At 42.4% G+C, this 21,049-nt stretch carries 14 protein-coding genes; 8 read left to right on the top strand and 6 right to left on the bottom strand.

Annotated elements, in window-relative coordinates:
• Positions 1–35: 35 nt before the first annotated feature.
• A complete protein-coding gene (locus J2T13_RS01745; protein ID WP_429367737.1) occupies positions 36–845 on the top strand; it encodes an ABC transporter ATP-binding protein in 810 nt (269 codons plus the stop codon).
• Positions 846–936: 91 nt separating this feature from the next.
• Here J2T13_RS01745 and J2T13_RS01740 read toward each other — a convergent pair whose 3' ends face one another.
• Positions 937–1,740 carry an aminoglycoside N(3)-acetyltransferase gene (locus J2T13_RS01740; RefSeq protein ID WP_429367735.1) on the bottom strand — a complete coding sequence of 268 codons (804 nt, stop codon included), beginning with the start codon at positions 1,738–1,740 and terminating at the stop codon, positions 937–939.
• 97 nt (positions 1,741–1,837) lie between these two features.
• On the opposite strand from J2T13_RS01740, the gene J2T13_RS01735 reads away from it, so the two are divergent.
• A complete protein-coding gene (locus tag J2T13_RS01735; RefSeq protein WP_429367733.1) occupies positions 1,838–2,515 on the top strand; it encodes a hypothetical protein in 678 nt (225 codons plus the stop codon).
• A 141-nt stretch (positions 2,516–2,656) separates the two neighbouring features.
• Entirely contained in the window at positions 2,657–4,078 is a 1,422-nt protein-coding gene (locus J2T13_RS01730) for a hypothetical protein (RefSeq protein ID WP_429367797.1), read from the top strand.
• 116 nt (positions 4,079–4,194) lie between these two features.
• Here J2T13_RS01730 and J2T13_RS01725 read toward each other — a convergent pair whose 3' ends face one another.
• The 4 genes from J2T13_RS01725 to J2T13_RS01710 form a co-directional block, all read right to left on the bottom strand.
• Positions 4,195–4,527: a heme oxygenase gene (locus tag J2T13_RS01725; protein WP_429367731.1), complete on the bottom strand. Its 333-nt coding sequence runs from the start codon at positions 4,525–4,527 to the stop codon at positions 4,195–4,197.
• Between the two features lie 168 nt (positions 4,528–4,695).
• On the bottom strand, positions 4,696–5,472 hold the full coding sequence (locus J2T13_RS01720; protein ID WP_429367729.1) for an ABC transporter permease: 777 nt from the start codon (positions 5,470–5,472) through the stop codon (positions 4,696–4,698).
• A gap of 26 nt (positions 5,473–5,498) precedes the next feature.
• Positions 5,499–6,197 (bottom strand): ABC transporter ATP-binding protein, encoded by a 699-nt coding sequence (locus J2T13_RS01715; protein ID WP_429367727.1) that lies wholly within the window; start codon positions 6,195–6,197, stop codon positions 5,499–5,501.
• A gap of 86 nt (positions 6,198–6,283) precedes the next feature.
• Complete coding sequence (locus J2T13_RS01710; protein ID WP_429367726.1) at positions 6,284–6,802, bottom strand: PadR family transcriptional regulator; 519 nt, start codon at positions 6,800–6,802, stop codon at positions 6,284–6,286.
• A 360-nt stretch (positions 6,803–7,162) separates the two neighbouring features.
• Between J2T13_RS01710 and J2T13_RS01705 the strand changes: the two genes are divergently transcribed.
• Both J2T13_RS01705 and J2T13_RS01700 read left to right on the top strand, forming a co-directional pair.
• Positions 7,163–7,885 carry a response regulator transcription factor gene (locus J2T13_RS01705; RefSeq protein ID WP_429367724.1) on the top strand — a complete coding sequence of 241 codons (723 nt, stop codon included), beginning with the start codon at positions 7,163–7,165 and terminating at the stop codon, positions 7,883–7,885.
• 211 nt (positions 7,886–8,096) lie between these two features.
• A complete protein-coding gene (locus J2T13_RS01700; protein ID WP_429367723.1) occupies positions 8,097–14,216 on the top strand; it encodes a carbohydrate binding domain-containing protein in 6,120 nt (2,039 codons plus the stop codon).
• A 237-nt stretch (positions 14,217–14,453) separates the two neighbouring features.
• Here J2T13_RS01700 and J2T13_RS01695 read toward each other — a convergent pair whose 3' ends face one another.
• Positions 14,454–15,674, bottom strand: a complete 1,221-nt coding sequence (locus J2T13_RS01695; RefSeq protein WP_429367721.1) for a GNAT family N-acetyltransferase — start codon at positions 15,672–15,674, stop codon at positions 14,454–14,456.
• 246 nt (positions 15,675–15,920) lie between these two features.
• Between J2T13_RS01695 and J2T13_RS01690 the strand changes: the two genes are divergently transcribed.
• The 3 genes from J2T13_RS01690 (at position 15,921) to J2T13_RS01680 (ending at position 21,003) form a co-directional block, all read left to right on the top strand.
• Positions 15,921–19,619: a PAS domain S-box protein gene (locus J2T13_RS01690; RefSeq protein WP_429367719.1), complete on the top strand. Its 3,699-nt coding sequence runs from the start codon at positions 15,921–15,923 to the stop codon at positions 19,617–19,619.
• 13 nt (positions 19,620–19,632) lie between these two features.
• Positions 19,633–20,292: a response regulator gene (locus J2T13_RS01685; RefSeq protein WP_429367718.1), complete on the top strand. Its 660-nt coding sequence runs from the start codon at positions 19,633–19,635 to the stop codon at positions 20,290–20,292.
• 243 nt (positions 20,293–20,535) lie between these two features.
• Positions 20,536–21,003: a chemotaxis protein CheX gene (locus J2T13_RS01680; RefSeq protein ID WP_429367716.1), complete on the top strand. Its 468-nt coding sequence runs from the start codon at positions 20,536–20,538 to the stop codon at positions 21,001–21,003.
• Positions 21,004–21,049: the final 46 nt, after the last annotated feature.

The following is a 21,049-nucleotide window of genomic DNA, read 5'->3' as shown; positions in this document are numbered from 1 at the left end:
AGTATAGAACGAACATCATAAAGGGAGTGAACTTCGTGACCGTCATTCAAGCCAAAAACCTAACCTTATCCTATGGAAAAAATCCGATTCTCTCAAATCTGGATTTAGTAGTTCCTCCAGGTGAAATTACTGTATTCATCGGTAGCAACGGCTGTGGTAAGTCAACGTTACTGCGTTCCCTCGCTCGATTATTGAAGCCTCAAGAGGGATCTATTCTGCTGGATGGTCGTGATATTGCGAAGCTATCGAGTAAGGAGGTAGCACGGAACCTCGCCATCTTGCCACAGGGTCCAATCGCTCCAGAAGGATTGACTGTTGGGCAGCTGGTTAAACAGGGGAGATATCCCTACCAAAGCTTTCTGCAGCAGTGGTCACATGAAGATGAGAAGATGGTGAATAAGGCGCTTGAGGTTACTCACATGAAAGAACTGTCCGACCATTCATTAGATTCACTCTCCGGTGGCCAACGACAACGGGCGTGGATCGCAATGACGCTCGCTCAGAACACCGCAACGATCCTGCTGGACGAGCCAACGACATACCTTGATATGACACATCAGATAGAAATTCTTGACCTGTTGTTCGACCTTAATGAACAAGAGAATCGCACCATTGTTATGGTTCTTCATGACATTAATCTCGCCTGTCGTTATGCGCATAACATCGTAGCTGTTAAAGAAGGGCATATCTATGCACAGGGCGCGCCGGAAGTGATCGTAAACGAGCAGTTGATCCGTGATGTATTCGATATGGAGTGCCAAGTAGCAACAGATCCAATCTTCGGAACACCGTTCTGTGTTCCTTATGGCAAAGGGCGGAAGTTGGCTCTTGTGAGCCAAAGATAAATAAGAATGAGAAGAGCCGTCTTCATCGGGAAGATGGCTCTTTCTATAAACATTGACTCTAGAAGTCGGTACACTTTACGGAAATTATACTTTACTGCCTATGTGTCTCCATCCATGAAACGGCCCAATCAATCAGAGGTCTCTGCTTTATAAATCTAACATCCGCATTGCCTACCTTATGAACGATGATGGTATTGGATTGCTCATATTCGTTTCCTAATCTAACGAAATCTTCGTCATCGACGGCCTGAGTGTCGTAAGTTACCCACTGCCTTTGTCCATCGACCATGATCGCGCTACTCTCCTCAGAGAAACTTTTAGAATGAAAGTTAGCTCTAGTTTCAGCTAAATGCAAGGATGTATTCTTGTCATAACCTACACCTATTAATAGGACATGCCCGTCTAGTTCATATAGTTTATCTACTGGAGAGCCTTTGCCAAATATCTCAGTTAAGTCGTGGTTTTTAGTTAAATATTCGGCATATTTACCTACTGCGGCAATTGATCTTGCAGGGTGATCTGACCTTTGAGCTTCTGGCCATTTACGGAACATTTCAGCAACTACGCCCATGCCAATGGCTGGAGTAACTTGCTTATTATAAGCTGGCCAGTGTTCCCGTATCATAGGCCACCATTCTACAGGGGCTTCCCAATGGACACCCGTGATCGGGTCAAGATTTTTCCATGTCTGGGACGGCATCATTAGCGTACCTTCTTCCCCCACAATCTGTAGAAGCGCCCGTATTAACGTTTCGGCTCCGCCTACAACGAACCCCAGGCTTTTCAAAGAAGTATGAACAAATACGGTTTGTCCCTCAGCTAATCCACAGTTTCTAAATTGTTGAATTAAGTCCTTTTCAGTTAAAATAACTCTTGGTTTGTTATTATCAATCATGGTCCATTCCCCTCTCCTTTATAAAAAAAGCAGACAACTCCTCTAGCGTTAAAGGGGTATCTCTGGCATCATCAGAAGAACGTTGCCTTTTAATTGTATGATAAATTCTCACAGTATTGTATTAAATTCAGTTAATATTTTCAAACTATATGGGGATGTGATTCTCTATTTCCTTACCTGTAATTCCGAATATTTCACAGGTTATCGTTATTACAGTGCGGCACAATTAATAATTTCCAATAGAATACAGGTCCTGAAGGGTCTGGGATTTGGGATTTCGGCGATTGGGAAAATTCTAACGGAATATGACGATGCAGAGAGCCTAAGAAAACACTTGATTATTCATCTTGCCCAGATGAAAGAGGAGGAAGAGGTGCTGCAACAGAAGCTGACGCTCCTCCAGAATACAATTCATAGATTAGGAGAGGATCGTGTAAAGATGAACTATGATGTTAGCTTAAAGGAAATTCCGGAGAGATATGTAGCAAGTCTTAGAGATATTATTCCTGCTTACGATCAAGAAGGGAAACTGTGGGCACGATTAGAGAAGGAAGCAGGAGAACTTCTGCAACTTGCCAATCATGCTACAGTCTGGCGGTTTTTCACGATGTGGGTTATAAAGAGAGCGAAGTTGACGTTGAAATCTAGCTTGCCGTTACTGGAGCCTACAAGGACACGGAGCATGTCCTTTTCAAGCATATTGCCCCGATTACGGTTGCTTCGGCCATGTTCACGGGGAGCTATGCCTTGCTTAGCGAGGCTAATGTTTCAATAGCAAACTTTGGTCTAATTAATGAATGAAAGTTGGAGCAGCGGCCTTGGGTCTGGTGTTCTATTTTTTACTGAACACTTGCCCATGCCCCAGCATAATCTATTAGCACCATTTGTGATAGGGGAGAAGGGGTGAGGCTCCATGATCGGGATTGAGTTAACTGCGATTCATTGGGTATATCTGACGTTTATTGTTTTTATAATGTTACTGTTAATTAAGCGACGTGATACGACGATGATTTGCGTGGTAGGTATATTTGTGCTTGGGATACTTGCAACAGAGACGCTTAGTGGATCGGTATCGGGGATTTTTAATTCATTTCTTTATGCGACAAAAGAACTCATGGGTACGATTATGATTATTTCAATCATTGTGGCCATGAGCCGGGTTTTGATTCGTACAGGTATCAATGAAACCATGGTGGCACCGCTTACCCGTTTTCTGCGCACGCCTGCTCTGGCCTATTGGGGAATCGGAATCATTATGATGCTGACTTCCTTCTTTTTCTGGCCTTCGCCTGCGGTGGCTCTGATTGGTGCTGTATTGCTTCCAGTTGCAATCCGTGTTGGATTACCTGCGCTTGGAGCTGCTGTGGCAATGAATTTGTTCGGTCATGGTATTGCCCTTTCGGGTGACTATATTATCCAAGGAGCCCCTAAATTGACTGCAGATGCAGCTGGGATTCCAGTCGGTAGCGTCATGACGGCGAGTATTCCCCTCGTGATCGTGATGGGGGTAGTAACTACGTTTACGGCATTCTGGATGATGCGTAGAGATTTACGGAACGGAACTTGGAGAGACGGACTTATATCGGTTAAACATACTGGCGGCGGGTTGATCTCAGGAGATGAGGATGGTGATGAGGAAAACAATGCGGTGATGGGTCCACGGGTACAACAATGGCTGGCGATCGTGATCCCACTGTTGTTCGCCGCTGACCTTACAGCGATGTTCCTGCTTAAGTTGCAGGGTGGTGATGCAACAGCCTTAGTAGGCGGGACTGCAGTACTTATTCTAATCGCAGTCACCTTATTGGCACATCGGAATCAGGGCTTAGAGAAGATAACTTCGTATCTGATCGAAGGATTCGTCTTTGGATTCAAAGTATTTGGACCTGTCATCCCCATTGCCGCCTTCTTTTACCTTGGCGATGCAGCATTCACGGACCTGTTCGGGAAAGTACTTCCCGAAGCTTCGCATGGGATTGTGAATGATCTAGGTGTTGCTCTAGCAGGTAACGTACCGTTGAATGGTGCTGTAGGTGCCATCACTTCAACCGTTACCGGAGCTATTACTGGACTTGACGGATCTGGCTTCTCAGGCATCTCCCTCGTAGGGTCGATAGCCCAGTTGTTTGCTGTCGCTACACATTCCAGCGCGGCTACCTTGACGGCACTCGGGCAGATTTCTGCAATCTGGGTTGGCGGCGGAACGCTGATCCCGTGGGCGTTGATTCCAGCGGCGGCGATCTGCGGCGTGAGCCCGTTCGAGCTAGCAAGACGAAATTTAAAGCCTGTGCTAATCGGTCTCAGCGTAACGACCGTTGTCGCCATGTTCCTAGTTTAGAATATATAAAGATAAACTTAATGAAATGATAAGGTATCTGTCCTAAGACTGTTTCTTAAGCCTTTTATAGAGAACAAAGGGCTGCCAAAGATATGGCAGCCCTGTCTACAGACAAATTATTTAGTGATTTCTTTCGTCGCTGCTATATCGTAGGTAATGATTTCACTGCCAATGATAGGTGATTCTTTCGGAGTCTCATCTGAACTTGGTTCTGGACGTTTATGAGCGGCTTTGAAGGCATCACTATTTCTCCAAGTCGTAAAGTCTTCTTGTGTTTCCCAATACATATTGACGTTCAGCTCATCATAATCGGGTAAGTTTTGTGTTAGTAGTACCTCTACTTTTACAATACCCTTAGTTGAATCTAATGGACCTGGCGCTGTAAAACCAGGTGCCATGACTGCACCCATTCCTTTTTTTACTTTAATTCTGTTCGTTACGATAATCATATGATTACATTGCTCCTCTATTGTCGTATTTTCTGTATCATTGGACCGTGGTTGTGTTAATAATTTCTTATTTATTTTAATCCTTTTAGAATGAAAAGCAAATGTCGTGTACGCAGCTAACAGAGATATAGATTTGATTGAGCGTATTTTTAGTGCGTTCATCCAAATTCAAGCTTCGTGTTCGTGTAGCTTTTTGCGAGATGATTTTCTTCCTATGACCGTCCCTTCCGTATCCCAGCGAAATGTGAGAACGGCAATAAGTAAGCAGAGAATGGCAAAGCCGACTAGTGCGGCAAATGATATCCAGATATCTTGGATGGGTCCATTAGGATGTAGAGCAACTGACATGGCTTTTACAAAATAGTGGAAAGGTTGCAATCTAGCGATGATGTGTATCCAGTCGGGTGCATTTTGCATACTGTAAAAGGCCTCGCTCGTAAATAACATGGGGAAACTGATCAAATTAGATATCATATTGACATTGCTTTCGTCTTTGGATAGATTGGCTGCGATGAATCCTACAGCTGTAAAGCATACCGTACCCGCAAGCATGATCAAGAGCATAAGCGCGATTCCAGGTAAACTGACTGTAATTCCAAAAATGAGAATACCTATGATAATTATACTGCTACTCACGAGCAGGGTAAGCACGGTTCTTGCGCCGGTCATCGAGCAGATGAATGCAGTCGTCGAGAAGGGAGTCACACGAAGTAGTTTGTATATACCTCTGTTTCGCTGTGCCATAACATTAAATGCAGTGACCATGGTCGCACCAAACAGTACGTTGGTCGTAAGGACACCTACAACTAAACGTTCGGAATAGGCAGGATCGTCATAATAAAGCCCCAATCCGATAAGTAAGGCTATTGGAAAAAAGATAGTCAAGACCAAGGTGTGCGTATCTCTAAAGATGCCATAAAGCATAGTCTTTAGAATGATGGTCATAGTGGTTCCTCCTTCAACTTTAAATCTTAGTTTTCTGTTAATTGGATATAGAGGTCTTCCAAGCTAGTTACGTTATATTCATCAAGTAGATCAGCAGGTGTACCGGTTGCCATAATTCGACCAGCGTTGATCAGGACAACTCGAGTAGCAAGTTTTTGGACTTCCTCCATATCGTGCGATGTAAAGACAACCGTAGTCCCAGCAATCGTAAGTGACTGTATGAGGCTTCGAATTTCGCGGCGAGCACGCGGGTCTAACGCGCTAGTCGGCTCGTCGAGGAAAAGGAGTTCCGGATTGTGCATAAGGGTCATGGCAATGGAGAGACGTTTCTGTTGACCCCCGGATAGGCGGTCTGCATAAGTTCGAGCCACGTCCTGAAGGCCGCACTGATGAAGCACAGATAAAATTTCATCGTTTGTCAACCGAAGTCCGTAGAAAGCAGCAAACATTCGCATGTTTTCCAGTGCATTGAAGCCTGGGAAGAACGGTGTGGATTGCAGTTGCACACCGATCTGACGATAAGGGTCCTTACGCCAATACGTAATCGTGCCTGCGTCGGGTTCCTTTAAACCTAGGATCATGTCAAGGGTTGTAGACTTTCCTGCGCCGTTGGGGCCTATAATCGCAAGTACTTCTCCTTGCGCAAGGAACAAGTCCAGCCCATCTACAACCGTGCGCAACCCATACTTCTTTACTAAACCCCGTGCTTGAATGACCGATTTCATCGTAGATCATCTCCTTAACCAAGTTAGTATATCCAATGTTGGATATGAAGTTAAAATAATCTCGTCATAGTAGACGGCGATTATTTCTATAGTAATTCTATGATCCGCTTGATGAAAGTAATATCCTGTTCCAATAGAGCGATTGCGTTATCAAAAGATGCTTCCCCAATCGGCGAAAGGCCATAGAGTCCTTTGATTTCTTTCCCTTCGTGCCATAGAAGAAGGGTTGCTTCGACTTGTCTTAAATTTCGATTTAATAAATCAAGTGCTTCTTCCTTGGGAATGGCATCGATCCAGTTTAGCCCAAGCACAAAGTCCGACTTAACGGAATGTGGGGTTAAAGTTAATGTTTCCCGTACCAGTTGCTGAAACAACTCCTCGCCTTGCTCAGTAATGGCATAAATCTTGCGGAGTCGTGCGCCGGTTCGTTCCTCACTGTCCGTTCGGAGAAGACCGTCCTGTTCCATTTTGTTAAGAGCATAGTATATGGAACCAGATAGTAAGTTGGCCCATACATCCATTCGACTGGTCTGAATGATTTGCTGGATTTCGTAACCGTGCATGGGTCGCTGACGGAGTAGAGCAAGCACAATTAAATTTGCCACAGTAATCCTCCTATTTCGAATAGTTGACTCTGATTATCCAACATTGGTTATTAATGAAATTAACATAACTTAGATAGCTGCGTGTGTCAACAATGAAGTTTATTTACATATACAACCAACTAAACTGACAAAATATGATGTTTTTTTTACGGAAAAATAGGTCAATATACCCGCTTATAAATGCTCTTATAATGTTAATATTGAACACAAGTTGAAGTCCTTATTTTACCATAATAATATAATTATAGGTAAAATGGACCTGAGATGAACCTTCGCGAATAGTCATCCAATTGGGTTGAATGGGCAATATATCTCTATATTAGAATACGCTTTCAATTGATATGAAAGGAGAAATTAATTATGCGGGATAAAATCATAATCATGGATGATGATGCAGACACTCGCAAACTTCTGGTTCAATATTTGTCCGAGCATGGATTCGAAGCCGTTAGCTATTCTTACAGCAGCCAAGCGTCAATCACCCTCATTCATTCCCATGATCCTGATCTTATTATTCTTGATGTATCGATGCCATACGTATCCGGTTTAGACTTATGTACAGAGTTGCGCAAATTTAGTGATAAACCTGTACTATTTACCAGTCATCATGCTGATGATTCTCTGGGAATTGAAGCTTTAAACCGAGGGGGAGATGAATATGTGGCTAAACCATTCAGCTTTGATGTGTTACATGCTCGGATAAAAGCACATATTCGCAGATACAAACGAGCTTTCCCTGTTCATCAACGTCATTTGATACTTTATCCAGGCTTAGAAATTGATCCCTCTGCGCACTCTGTTCTGTCCAATGGTAAGGAAGTGATCTTATCCTCCAAAGAATTTCGACTCCTTGTTATCTTAGCCAAGAATCCAAATCGCGTGTTCCATACTGAAACCCTATATGATCTTATATGGAGAGATATTAAGCAGGGAGATATACGGACTGTCATGGTTCATATTTATAACTTGCGGCAAAAAATTGAGAAGAAACCAAGAAAACCACTCTATATCCATACTGTCAGAGGTGCCGGATATAAATTTAACGGAGCGGTATCTCTAGTAGAAGTTTCAAACGACGCCTAACCTAACCCCAAATTAAAAAGCTATCCATGTTCTCATTTTTTTCAAATCTATGATTTATTTTTTCGATAATTTAACTAAACTTTAACATAGGTTGATAAGATTGACTAAGGTGCAAACGTTTGCAGATTGAAGGGGGTAAATACCATCAATGGAATGCAGATCATGTTACTTGCTTTAACTAACAATTTAGTTCTACGAGGAGGACAAGCTAATGGTAAAAAAGAGTTGTAAAGTTTTCTTGAGCATGGTGTTGCTCTGCTCTATGTTATGGAGTTTTGCAGTAATGCCCAATGGTCAAGTAGCATCGGCAGCAGAGGTGACAAATACGCCTATACTCACGGCAGCTTCTGAACCAGCTATAACAGTAGCAACAAATGGAATAGTACAAGATATCAGTCCATTTAGTTGGGATAATGCAAACGTTTACTTTGTCATGACGGACCGTTTCAACAACGGTAACGCAAGCAACGATGGCGCATATGGAAGACCTAAAACAGATGCTTGGGGCTCTGATGTGGGTACATTCCATGGCGGAGATATTAAAGGTTTGACGAAGAAACTTGAAGAAGGATATTTCACTAATCTAGGTACGAATGCGATCTGGATTACTGCACCGTGGGAACAAATGCACGGATGGGTAGGGGGTAGAGATGGTGACTTTGCCCACTACGGTTATCACGGTTACTATGGACTCGACTTTACTGAAATGGATAAAAGCATTGGCACCATTGATGAGATGCGTGAGTTTGTTGATCTCGCACATACCAAAGGAATCCGTGTTGTTCTCGATGTTATTATGAACCATGTTGGTTATGCTACTGTCGTGGACATGGCAGAATACGGATATGGAGACAGTGGTGGACTGGCCGGCTCTTGGACTCCGAATAAAAGTCAAGGTCAGACTTGGCATACACACAATACCATTATGAATACAAATAATACTAGTGCATGGGCTTCATGGTGGGGCAATAGTTGGGTTCGCGCAAGCAACATTGCGGGTTACGACCAATGTGGAGGTGGCGACCTTACGCTTTGTGTAGGTTTCTTGCCTGACATCAAGACTGAATCGACAAGTGGAACGGGATTGCCACCCCTCTTGAAAACAAAGTTCAACAAAGAGACTAGTGGTTATGACAACTGGATCGTTCCAGCTGCTAAGCAATATCGCAAAGACCTGAACATCGCTCCGAAGGAGTACATGACGAAATGGCTGTCCTCATGGGTTGAAGAATTCGGAATCGACGGTTTCCGTGTCGATACTGCAAAACATGTAGGCGCAGACGTTTGGAAAGAGTTAAAAACAAGCACCAACAGTGCTCTTACGAAGTGGAGACAGAACAATCCAACGAAACCAGGAGCAAATTGGAGTGATAGCTTCTGGATGACAGGTGAAGTATGGGGTCAAGGTCTCGGTAGAGACAGCACTTATTTCAATAATGGATTCGATTCCCTGATTAACTTCTCGTTCCAAGGAGCGAACATGAGTGATCTGGAAGGCATCTTCTCCCGCTATGCAGGTGAACTTAATAACGATCTGCCTAACTATAACGTGCTTAGCTATATCTCTTCACACGATAGAGGGCTTTACAATCGTGGTAGCCTGATACAAGCGGGTACAGCGATGCTGCTGCTTCCAGGTGGTGTCCAAACTTTCTATGGAGATGAATCTGGAAGACCGTTTGGTGCTACGGGCTCAGACCCAGATCAAGGGTCACGCTCATCTATGAACTGGGGTAGCCAGAATCAGAGTATTCTGGAACACTGGCAGAAGATTGGACAATTCCGAAACAATCACATTGCTGTAGGTGCAGGTACCCATGCAAAAATAGCAGACGGTCCTTATACCTTCTCACGTACCTATGAGAAAGGCGATATTCTAGATAAAGTTGTTGTTGCAACGGGGGCTTCGGGTACTGTAGATGTTAACGTATCTGGCGTATTCCCTGACGGCACGACTGTGCGCGATGCGTACACGAAAAGTGAAGTCGTTGTAAGTAACGGCAAAGCCAAGTTTACTGCCGGTTCCACTGGGGTTATTCTGATTGAGAACGTGGGCGTTAATTTAAAATTCCCAGTTCTTACGGTTTCTCCAGCTGGAGGTAAATTCAAAACTGAAACAACAACTTTAACGCTTTCTGTGAAGAATGCGGATAGCGGAAAGTACACACTTGATGGTAGTGATCCGGTTAATGGCATTACATTTACAAACGGTGCAACGGTCACCATTGGTGCAGACATGGCCATTGATGATACGAAGACACTGAAATTGATGGCTACGAATGAGAATGGCAATGGAACAGCATCCTACACCTTTACGAAGGGAGATCCTAACGCCAAGCTACAAATATTCTTCAAGAAACCTGCCAACTGGGGAACTCCAGCACTTTACTTCTACGATACAGCACCTAAGGACAATGACCCTACTTGGGCTACAGCTCCAGCTATGGAGAGTGCTGGGGGCGATTGGTACGTTTACAGCTTCAACACCGCTGAAAAGGCATCGTTTATCTTTAGAGACAGTACAGGTAAGCAGTTACCTGCACAGAATCAAGCTGGCTTCACACGAGTAGCAACAGGCTGGTATGACGGAAGCACTTGGCACGATACGGATCCGCGTGTCGTAACTAAACCAACTACACCAACGAACCTGATTACATCTGCTAAATCGGACAAAACGGTAACGCTAACTTGGAATAGTTCCACTGACAGCGTTGGAATTGCTGGATACGATGTATACCGCAACAATGTCAAAGTAGGATCACCTACAGCAGCAACCTATAAGGATAGCGGATTGACATCGGAAACGACATATATTTATAAAGTTATTGCTAGAAGCCAATCTGGCGGCACATCCGATCCAAGTAACGATTTGAGTGTAACAACTAATCCACCTGAAGTGGGTGGCGACAACAGCGTTACAGTATATTACAAGAAAGGATACTCAACGCCTTACATCCATTATCGTATCGAGGGTGGAACTTGGACGGCTGTTCCAGGTGTGAAGATGGCAGAGTCTGAAACTACTGGTTACGCCGAATACACCATTGATCTTGGAAACTCAACATCAACTCGTGTCGAAGCTGCATTTAATAATGGTAGCGGACAATGGGACAGCAACAACCAAAAAAACTACTTCTTTAATAAAGGCGATAATACGTATAATGCTGGCGTTGTAACTGCGGGTAAACCGGGAATTCCAGCCCCAGGTAATAAAGTGACTGTGTACTACAAAGAGGGTGGAACGAATGTTAATATCCACTATCGTGCAGAGGGGGGAACATGGACGGCCGTACCAGGCAAGACCATGGTGAATGATCCTTTAAGCCCTGGTTACAAAAAAATCACGATCGATATCGGAACGGCAACACGATTGGAAGCTTGCTTCAATAACGGAAGCAACGTGTGGGATAGTAATGGCCAGAAGAACTATTTCTTCAATGTAGGTGACAATATTTACATTCCTGGAAATAATGGTGCTGCAGGACAAGTGAAGGTCGGTGAAAAACCGGTAGTCATCGATACTACTGCACCTTCTATTCCTGCTAATCTTGCGGGTAATCTCAGTACGGGAACACCTAAGGCTGTTACTCTGACTTGGAGTGCTTCTACGGATAATGTTGGTGTGAAAAGCTACGAAATAAGCCGAAAGGTAGGTACAACCACAGAGAAATTTAATATTAATACAACAACTTTCATTGACAGCACGGTAATAGCGGGTACGACTTACAAGTACCAAGTTCGCGCTAGTGATGCTGCAAATAACTTCTCTGGATATAGCAGTGAGATAACAGTTGAAGTGCCAACTGGAGCAGATACAATCTCACCTTCAATACCCACTAACTTAACAGGCACCGTATCGTCATCTTCCGTTACTCTTCAATGGGTGGCTTCGACGGATAACGTGGCTGTAACTGGCTATGACATCTACAAAGGTAGTGAGTTGGCTGGAAGTGTAACGGGAGCAACAACCAGCTTTACCGTTACAGGGCTGACACCATTCACGATTTACAGCTTTACAGTGAAAGCGAAAGATGCAGCAGGGAATGTGTCCCTTCCTAGTATAGCTTCCAACGTGACCACATTAGCTGAAGTCACTAATAACTTACTTCTTAACCCTGGATTTGAACTCTACACAGGAATTAATGGTGTGGGGAACAATTGGACGAAAGTAGTTTCAACGGGCGCAAACTCATCATTCGAATTGGTAACAACACCAGTTGCTTCTGGAAATAAAGCACAGAAGGTGACGGGTTCCAATTTGTTATATGATCAGACGGCTATGGTAAATCAGGCTGTTCCGGTTGTAGGAAATACACCATATACCGCAAGTGGTCAATTTAAAGTGAACAGCTTGACTAATGCAAAGGTTCAGTTATACATCAACTTTTACAATACTGGCATGGCATATGTTGGTCACGCAAAGGTAGATCAAACGGAGGTTACGAGTGGGTATATTCCGCTGGAGTTAAAAGGTAAAACACCAGCGACGGCAGTTAGTGCTAGGGTGTATGCTATCCTTCGTGGATCTAAATCTGGAGCGAATGGTACAGGAAGCTTTATCGTCGATGATATGAAATACTCTACAGACGAGCCAGGAGATACACAAGCGCCAAGCACGCCGATGAACCTTGCTTCTACTGGCAAAACCAATTCCACAGTGAGCTTGTCTTGGGCAGCTTCGACGGATAATGTTGGGGTTGCAGGCTACGAGATCTATCGTAATGGAGCTAAAGTAGGTACATCGACAACAACTAGTTTCACGGATACTGGATTAACAGGCGCAACATCATATAATTACTCAGTCAAAGCTTACGACGAAGCAGGCAATCGTTCCGGTGCCAGCAACGAAGTAAATGTTGTAACCTCGTCCGGTTCCGATACACAAGCGCCAAGCGTGCCGGCGAATCTTGCCTCTACGGGTAAGACCGAAACAACGGTGAGCCTCTCTTGGACAGCTTCAACGGATAATGTTGCTGTAGCAGGTTATGAGATCTATCGTAATGGAGCTAAAGTAGGTACATCGACTACAACGACTAGTTTCACGGATACAGGATTAACAGGCGAAACATCATATAATTACTCAGTCAAAGCTTACGACGAAGCGGGCAATCGTTCCGGTGTCAGCAACGAAGTAAGTGTTGTAACCTCAGGGGGTTCCGATACACAAGCGCCAAGTGTGCCGGTGAATGTTATTTCTACAGGAAAGACCGAAACAACGGCGAGTCTATCTTGGACAGCTTCAACGGATAATGTTGCTGTAGCAGGTTATGAGATCTATCGCAATGGAACTTCAGTGGGAACTTCGACAACGACTAGTTTCACGGACACTGGATTAACAGGCGAAACATCATATAATTACTCGGTCAAAGCTTACGACGCTGCTAATAACTTTTCAGCAGAAAGCACTGGGATCGCAGTTACAACATTAAAGGGAACTGTCATCATTCCAGGTGGAAATAAACCATACTCTACGAATCCGACATTCGGTAAGCGCGTATTATCTCCAATCACGATTGATGGCGTTAATGCTGGTGAATGGACAGATGAAATGCTGATTGCCATTGACATGGCTGGTGACGATCCGCGTACGCTTGGTAGTAATTGGTCTCTTCATGAATCGCCAATGGATCTAAGCCATTTGTGGGCTGCATGGGATAGCGATTACCTGTACCTTGCTTGGCAGTATGTAGATGTAACAGACATTGTAGATCCTGCTAATGCTGGTTCAGCAGGCGGCACACCAATCCGATCCATGGATATGCCGCAAACACTTGCGATCGATACGATTGCGGGCGCTGGAGCAACACATGATATGTGGAAGAAAAACGGACTTCAACCAATATGGAGCGGAGTCAACCTTCCAGATTATCAATTTAACATCGCTTCGAATATGTTCCACTCCGGTTACATTTCCAGAGCCGTAAACGGTATGTTCCCTGTTGATGATGCGGGAGTGAACTATAAGACAGGCGCAGCTGCAGGAATTACCGTTAAATTTGCTAAAGGCAAAGGATACAGTACCTTATGGGGCGTTAAAGACGCTGATGATGTTACCGATCCAAGCAAATTAGTTGACTTCATGGCGCTTGGCCACGATGTGAATCGTGATACTTTCTATGAAGCAAAAATTCCATTAAGCGCAATCGGAAATCCGGATATACAGAACGCAGGAATTGGTGTAATGCTCCACCAAGGTGAATTCTCGCCAGTGGATACTCTTCCTAATGATCCTGCTACTTCCGATACGCCAGGAGTAAGTGACTCCAACTCTCCAAAAGAGTGGGGCGATATCGACTTACTGACGGTTCCTTTCGCTCGTATTGGTAAGTAAATACAACTAAATAGAATAAATTGAACTAACATTTCTCTTGTTATTAAGAGGTCAGCCAGTTTCTTCTGGTTGACCTCTTTTTATGTTGTGGTGAAATTGAGAATTGTCCCAACTCGGAAGTTATTGAGTATTTGCAACTCTCCTGAAAATGAAGAGTGATCCTAGTTTAAGGAGCAGCTAGAATCACTGGAATATATTATGGGGAAACGAGTTTGTAATGATGTTCTTCTAAGCGTATCAGAAGTAATCAGAGAAATAGGGATGCTCACGATTAATTAATTGTTCCAGTAGATGGATGGAATTATCACCGGATTGAATTCGACCGATTCGAGCGAGGTAAGTTGGACGCTTATAACCCATCAGCATGGTAGTTAAGGTAGAGATGTCAATGGTAATGGAAGGCATAAGTCCACCTTCTTTTAAGTATCCCTTGCCCGATGTGTCCACAGTTAATGTGAATGTCCCTTGATTCCATTCAAGCATAGGGTCATGCAGATTGAATATAAGCTTACTTTCCTTCTCCAGACATTGAAAAGGATACTGCTCAATGAAGAGGGTGACATCTACAATTCGAGCCATGTAATAGGGAGCGATCGTTTCCTTAATATCGCCATCATCTAACATGAATGATAGCGGCTCATCCTTATAGATGTCACCTTTGACAAGTGTTATCATCGAGAAATGGGCACTAACGAAATTCCATAAACCTGTTCGAGCCTCTTCATTGATGTAAACCATTTCTTTCATATGAAATATTTCCTCAGCCACCCAATATAATAAATAACCCATGGGTAAATCATTGCTGTCATAGTAGATAGCAACGGTCATGTCATCTAAATCCCAACGTAAATATTCTTCCCAAGCCAGCTCATTTCGGAGCATGGCCCCGTGGTGTAGCAATGCAACTTGCTCATAGATCTTCTTAATATCAGGATGCTCAATGGTTACTCGTTCTACATTTCCGGGTACATTTTTTAGCTTTGGCAGTTGGGTATCTGGGACCTCAAAAGAGATTTTATCGGAAATGATCTCCCAACCTTTGCGCCTGTAATAAGGGATAGAATACGGATACAGATATGAGATGGATTGCTTCCGATTCCGCATTTTACTTAAAGCATGGAGCATAAGTCTGTTCATTAAGCCCAAGTTAGCATATTCAGGGTAGGTTCCAACGCCTGTTAGTCCTCCCATATCATAAATACGACCATAAATATTCACTTGGAAGGGATACACAGCAATCTGGGATATAAGCTTCTCGCCATCAAACCAACCTATAACATCGGCATGCTTGAGAATCGGAAGCTTAGACTGAGCAATCTCCCTATTCTCCCAGCCAAAGGTTTGGAGATCTCGATTGGTTACTTGAAATACATAGCGCAATAAATTATTGAATTGCTCCCCGTGTACGGTTTCGACTTCTTTCAATTTGAGTCTGTCTTGCAGTTTACGGCGACTCATAGATCAAACCTCCATTTAGAAACGACAGTAGCCAATATTTTAACATTAAATTGGAAAGTGAACAAATGAGGCCAAATTACAAGTCAGGAATCTGTTATATCCTGAGATGAAATTTATGTTTATTTTCATTAAGGTGATTTGATTATAATGTAAGGATTTTCTTTAATAAGTTAGGCTTTACCCATCCGCAATAACCTGTTAATTTTATGAGAGGAAGAGAGATTTAAGGAGAAGGTGGTCTCAGGTATGAATTCACTTAGTAACAGCGATACAACCACTTGGTCTATTGATAAAACAATAAATCGGCTAAGCATGTCTGCTGGCTTCATGAGGTGGACGGGTTGTTCTGGCGAGGAAATTTACCACAGACCCAATTTCTTGCAGGAAATGGTTTATACGGAAGATATTCATATATTCAATAAACACATGGACAAGTTATATGCGGGTCGGACAAATAGCATTGAGCATCGCATCTTTAATCAGAAAAATGGGCTCAGATGGGTTCAAAGTATTGGTATTCCTGTTCTAAATGAGGATAACGAGGTTTATCGAATAGATGGAGTTGTACTCGACATAACCGAGAAAAGAGCTGCCCAAGAACATTTAGCAAGCACAGTTTCATTGTATCAAGAGATGTTGGATAAAATTGACGTGGCCATTTGGTCTTATGATATTGTTTCGAAGAAAGTATCGTTCATTTCGGATGCAATAACTAAAATTACGGGTTATTCAGTCGAGGAGGCAAAAGGACTTCATTTATGGTCAGATATCGCCCATCAAGAAGATAAATCTCTTACTGATAAAATCATAGTATCTGCAAGAAAAGGGATGCCAAATCTAAGCGAATATCGGATTGTCCATTCGAATGGTGAACTAAGGTGGATCCAAGTTAGAATCATCTCAAGTCTGGATAAATCCCAAAAGGTGGTTCGTCTCGATGGTATGGTGGCTGATATTACCGCGAGAAAGGTTCTGGAGGAAGCTCTATGTAGAAGTGAGCAACGCTATAAATCTTTATTTGAATGCAACTCAGATGTTGTATGCGAATTAGATCTTCACGGCAATATTTTGGCTATCAATCCGGCTGCGGAGAAGATTACTGGAGAACAATTGAATGTAGCTGAAGAGGGTCATACAATGATGGATGTCTTTGGTGCTGAGCATACTGGGGTGATGACGGATTGTTTTGAAAAGTCTATAGCAGGGCATGCACAACATTATGCTGTACAATCGGTTCATAAAGATGGAAGAATTATTTACTGGGATATGAAAAATATTCCAATTCAAGTGAATGATCAAATTGTGGGCGCTTTTACGATCGCTAAAGACGTAACGGTAAATAGGGAAGTAGAGAAAAGGCTGGCTGAACGTGAAGCAGAGTATCGGTTAATAACTGATAATATGAAGGATTTGATGGTTGTCCTAGATTCTGATGGGAATTTCATTGTGGCTTCACCTTCTTGTGAGAAAATAATGGGTATCCCTTTAGAATTAATTAAGGACACAACGATATTGGAATACATTCATCAGGATGATAGGCAATTTATGATAGATCAGGTCGTGGATATGTTGCAAACTAAAAGAAGTAAATTGTTACGAATGCGCTTTGTCCAAGCCAATGGTCATATCATTCATCTTGAATCTATGGGAACTCCAGTATTTGGTGATGATGGAGAGATGGAGAACATTGTTATCTTATCGAGAGATATTACTAAAAAAGTGGAAATCGAAAACGAACTTAGAGAAAGCGAGGAACGTTATCGGAGACTGATTGAGCTGTCGCCTCAACCGATGATTTCCCACCGCCAGGGTGAAATGGTATATATCAATCCAGCAGGAATGCACTTGCTTGGAGCAACCCAGACTGATGAATTAATGGGGAAGTCGATTTACGATTTCATACATTCAGACTATAGTGAAAGGGCTCTGAGTAGCTGGTGGCAATTAGCAGATAAGAATTACATAGGAGCCGAGGAGTACAAGATCATTCCGCTGGATGGTCAAATCATTGAAACAGAGATTATTGGAATATATGACGATATAACAGAGATGACCCTTATTTTAATAACGAATGTTACCGAACGCCTAAAGATGGAAAGAGCTCTCCAAGAAAGCGAAGAACGCTATCGTAGATTGGTAGAGCTCTCTCCGGTAGCGATCGCTGTGTATAAGGAAAGTAAAATTAGTTATATTAATCCGGCTGGTGCCAAGATACTAGGTGTAGAGCTTAAAAAGGATACTCTTGTAACGAATTTGATGGAATGGATTCATCCAGATTACCGTGAATCTGTAAGAGTAGCCATGGATAATACGTTGTTGAACGGCTACTCTCTCCCTGCCGAATATCAAGTCGTTCGTTCGGATGGCTGCGTTATTAATGTATCAATGTTATCCATATATGATTCCCATTCTTCCTCTATACAGCTTATGTTTGAAGATATTACAGAGAAGAAACAAGTAGAACAAGCTCTATTGGAAAGCGAGGAGCTAAGTGGGCGCCTTATTGAATTGTCACCTGAAGCCATCGTCCTCCATAGCGATTATAAGTTTATTTATGTAAACTTTGCCGGTCTTGAATTATTCGGAGTATCAAGTTTAAGCGAATTGGTAGGTAAATCTATTTTTGATTGTGTACATCCCGACTATACGATGATGGTGAAGGAGCGACTGGGAGAAACGATCTATAAGCAACAAAAGTTCGCCACTCTTGTGGAACAAAAAGTCATTCGTGCAGATGGATTAATTATCGATGTCGAAGTGGTAGCCAGCACGATTCCGTACAAGGGGAAAAATGCTGGAATATCCATTTTTCGTGATATCAGGGATCGAAAAAGGGCGGAAGAGGATAGAAAGGTTACGGAGCAAGTTATTCGTGAAAGCGAGGAACGGTATTTCCGTTTACAGACGAGTTTAGATCATTTTTCGCATGATCTCTTCGGCGTTATGAAAATCAGTCAGATGGAACAGCGCTTGTTGAAAGAAGTAAGAGATATACTAGAGGTTTCAAACGTAAGTATAATAGAGGTGGAACATAACCGTGATAAATTATGCGAAATTATCGAAACAGACAAGGGTTATTCCCTTAAGATAGATGAGAACAAGGAGAAAAGTTATATACTTTGTATTGATGAAAAACCGCTAGGCTTAAAGATTACATCTATTAGAGTCTGGCTTGTAACGCTCACCCGCTATGTTAATGTTCTATTTGATAACTTTCTGATCATCGAAGATCTAACCAAGCAGCTTGAACATGTTGGATCCGAGCAAGTCACTCCTACATGGCTTCTGCGATTCATGTTCAATCTGTCCGAGAATGAGAGAAAACATCTCGCGCAGGATTTACACGATTCTGCACTCCAAGAGCAGATTATCTGGTATCGCAAGCTTGATCTACTTTTGACAGATAGATCTATCAACGGAGCACTTAAGGAGCAACTTGGACAAATCTCCGAGGGTTTACTCGATGTTGTTTATCAACTACGAATCACATGTAATGAGCTAAGACCGCCTATGTTAATTAGAGATGGACTTATTTCTTCGCTGGAGGCACTATTCGAATTTACGCAATTACGTTCTGACTATAGTATTCAGTTTGAGGCAAATAATTTAGGCCATAAGTTAAATGAGGATCAACTTATTGGGTTATATCGTATTGTGCAAGAGCTATTAGCTAATGCTACGAAACACTCTTGTGCAACGAAGGTTCAGATTCTATTTGCTGGTCAAGACGAATACATTCGATTGGAATATGAAGATAATGGGATTGGTATGGATGTTACAAGGACTGAAAATTCATATAAAAGTATGGGTATCTATGGTATAAGGGAGCGGGTCCGTAGTATGAATGGGACAATAAAATTTATTTCATCTAATAATAATGGCCTTGCAATCTTTATAGCTATACCTCTAAGTAATAGATATGTAACGGAAAATTATATGATATAGAGGTGAAAGTAATATGATTCACATTTTGTTGGTTGACGATCATCCATCTGTCATGGAAGGCACTAGAATGATACTTGAACTGGAAGGAGATATGAAGGTTTATCTCGCTAATTCTGCCGCGGAAGTTATGGAAATGGTAAGTTCGCAATCATTTGATGTGATGTTATTCGATCTTCATATTGCCGATGACAATGGAATTGATTTGGCCAAAAAAGTATTGAGAATGAATTCGGCTGCTATCATATTAATCTATACGGGGTATGAATTTAATAACCACTTTAACTTGATGATTGAATCGGGCATATTTGGATTTATACTCAAAACTACGAATAGAGAACAGCTCGTTACAGCAATCCGTTGTGCCTTAAGGGGAGAAGTTATTCTCCCAATCTCCTTAGTTAAGCAGTTGAGAAGAACGACGCTCATGGGACTGGAAGCAAAAGAAGAACAGGCCAACTTCAATATTAGCAATAAGGAATATGAAATATTAAAAGAGGTAGCGAAAGGAAGAAGGAATAAAGAAATAGCCGAGAATGTCCTTATGAGCCAGCGATCGCTGGAATATAGTTTAACTAGTCTATTCCAAAGGCTTAATGTTAAATCAAGAATGGAAGCAGCAATAAAGGCTAAACAGATGGGGATCTTGGACTCTTCAGATTTTAATCACGAATGAACTTTTGCGAAATAGTTATTATGTAAATGAATCCCGTTCACATCATTGTGAAACGGGATTTTTTCTGTGACAGATTGTCAAATATAAATTTGTGAATCAGATATAGGTATATCCATTGCAAGAAACCGCAATATTATTGCGCGGTCACGCAAAAGAAATTCGGTTACCAACTTCTTCCCATAGTTTATGATGATTTAGTTCTTAAGTATCAATTTTTGAAGTGAAGTGGAAGGGAAGATATAGGTGAATAGTCATGAGGAAGTTAGAGATTTATTAGCCATCACGATTGAATCTGTGCACCAAATCATCACGATTCCCAGTAGAATTCAATCACCGAAATCGTTTGCGAATACTGTATTACAGAGTGAAATGGGCGTACTTGTGGGTATTGCAGGTGATGTATCTGGGAGAATTCTAATGGAAGGGGAACGTCAAACTTTTATCAAATTAGGAGAATCTCTGTATGGAATGTCGCTGAGCGGAGAGATGTTCCATAGCTGTATAGCTGAGATTATGAATATGATTGCGGGGAGAACCTCTACTATAATATCGGAAATGGGGAGATACATTGATATTACACCACCAATAATTATGGTGGGAAGGGTTCGAATGTATGGATTTGAGCAAGGCCTCTCAGTGACGTTAGATTTCAAAAATGTAGGACAGATCCATTTAAGCTTGCTTTCTTCAAAGCCTAGGAGCGGTGTTTGAGCTGGGTAAAGGCATAGATGCCAAAGTTATAGGAAGTATAAATACT

Source organism: Paenibacillus sp. DS2015, assembly GCF_050433705.1.
In the GTDB taxonomy this organism is placed as follows: domain Bacteria; phylum Bacillota; class Bacilli; order Paenibacillales; family Paenibacillaceae; genus Paenibacillus_AQ.
This window is presented reverse-complemented; position numbering and strand designations above follow the sequence as displayed.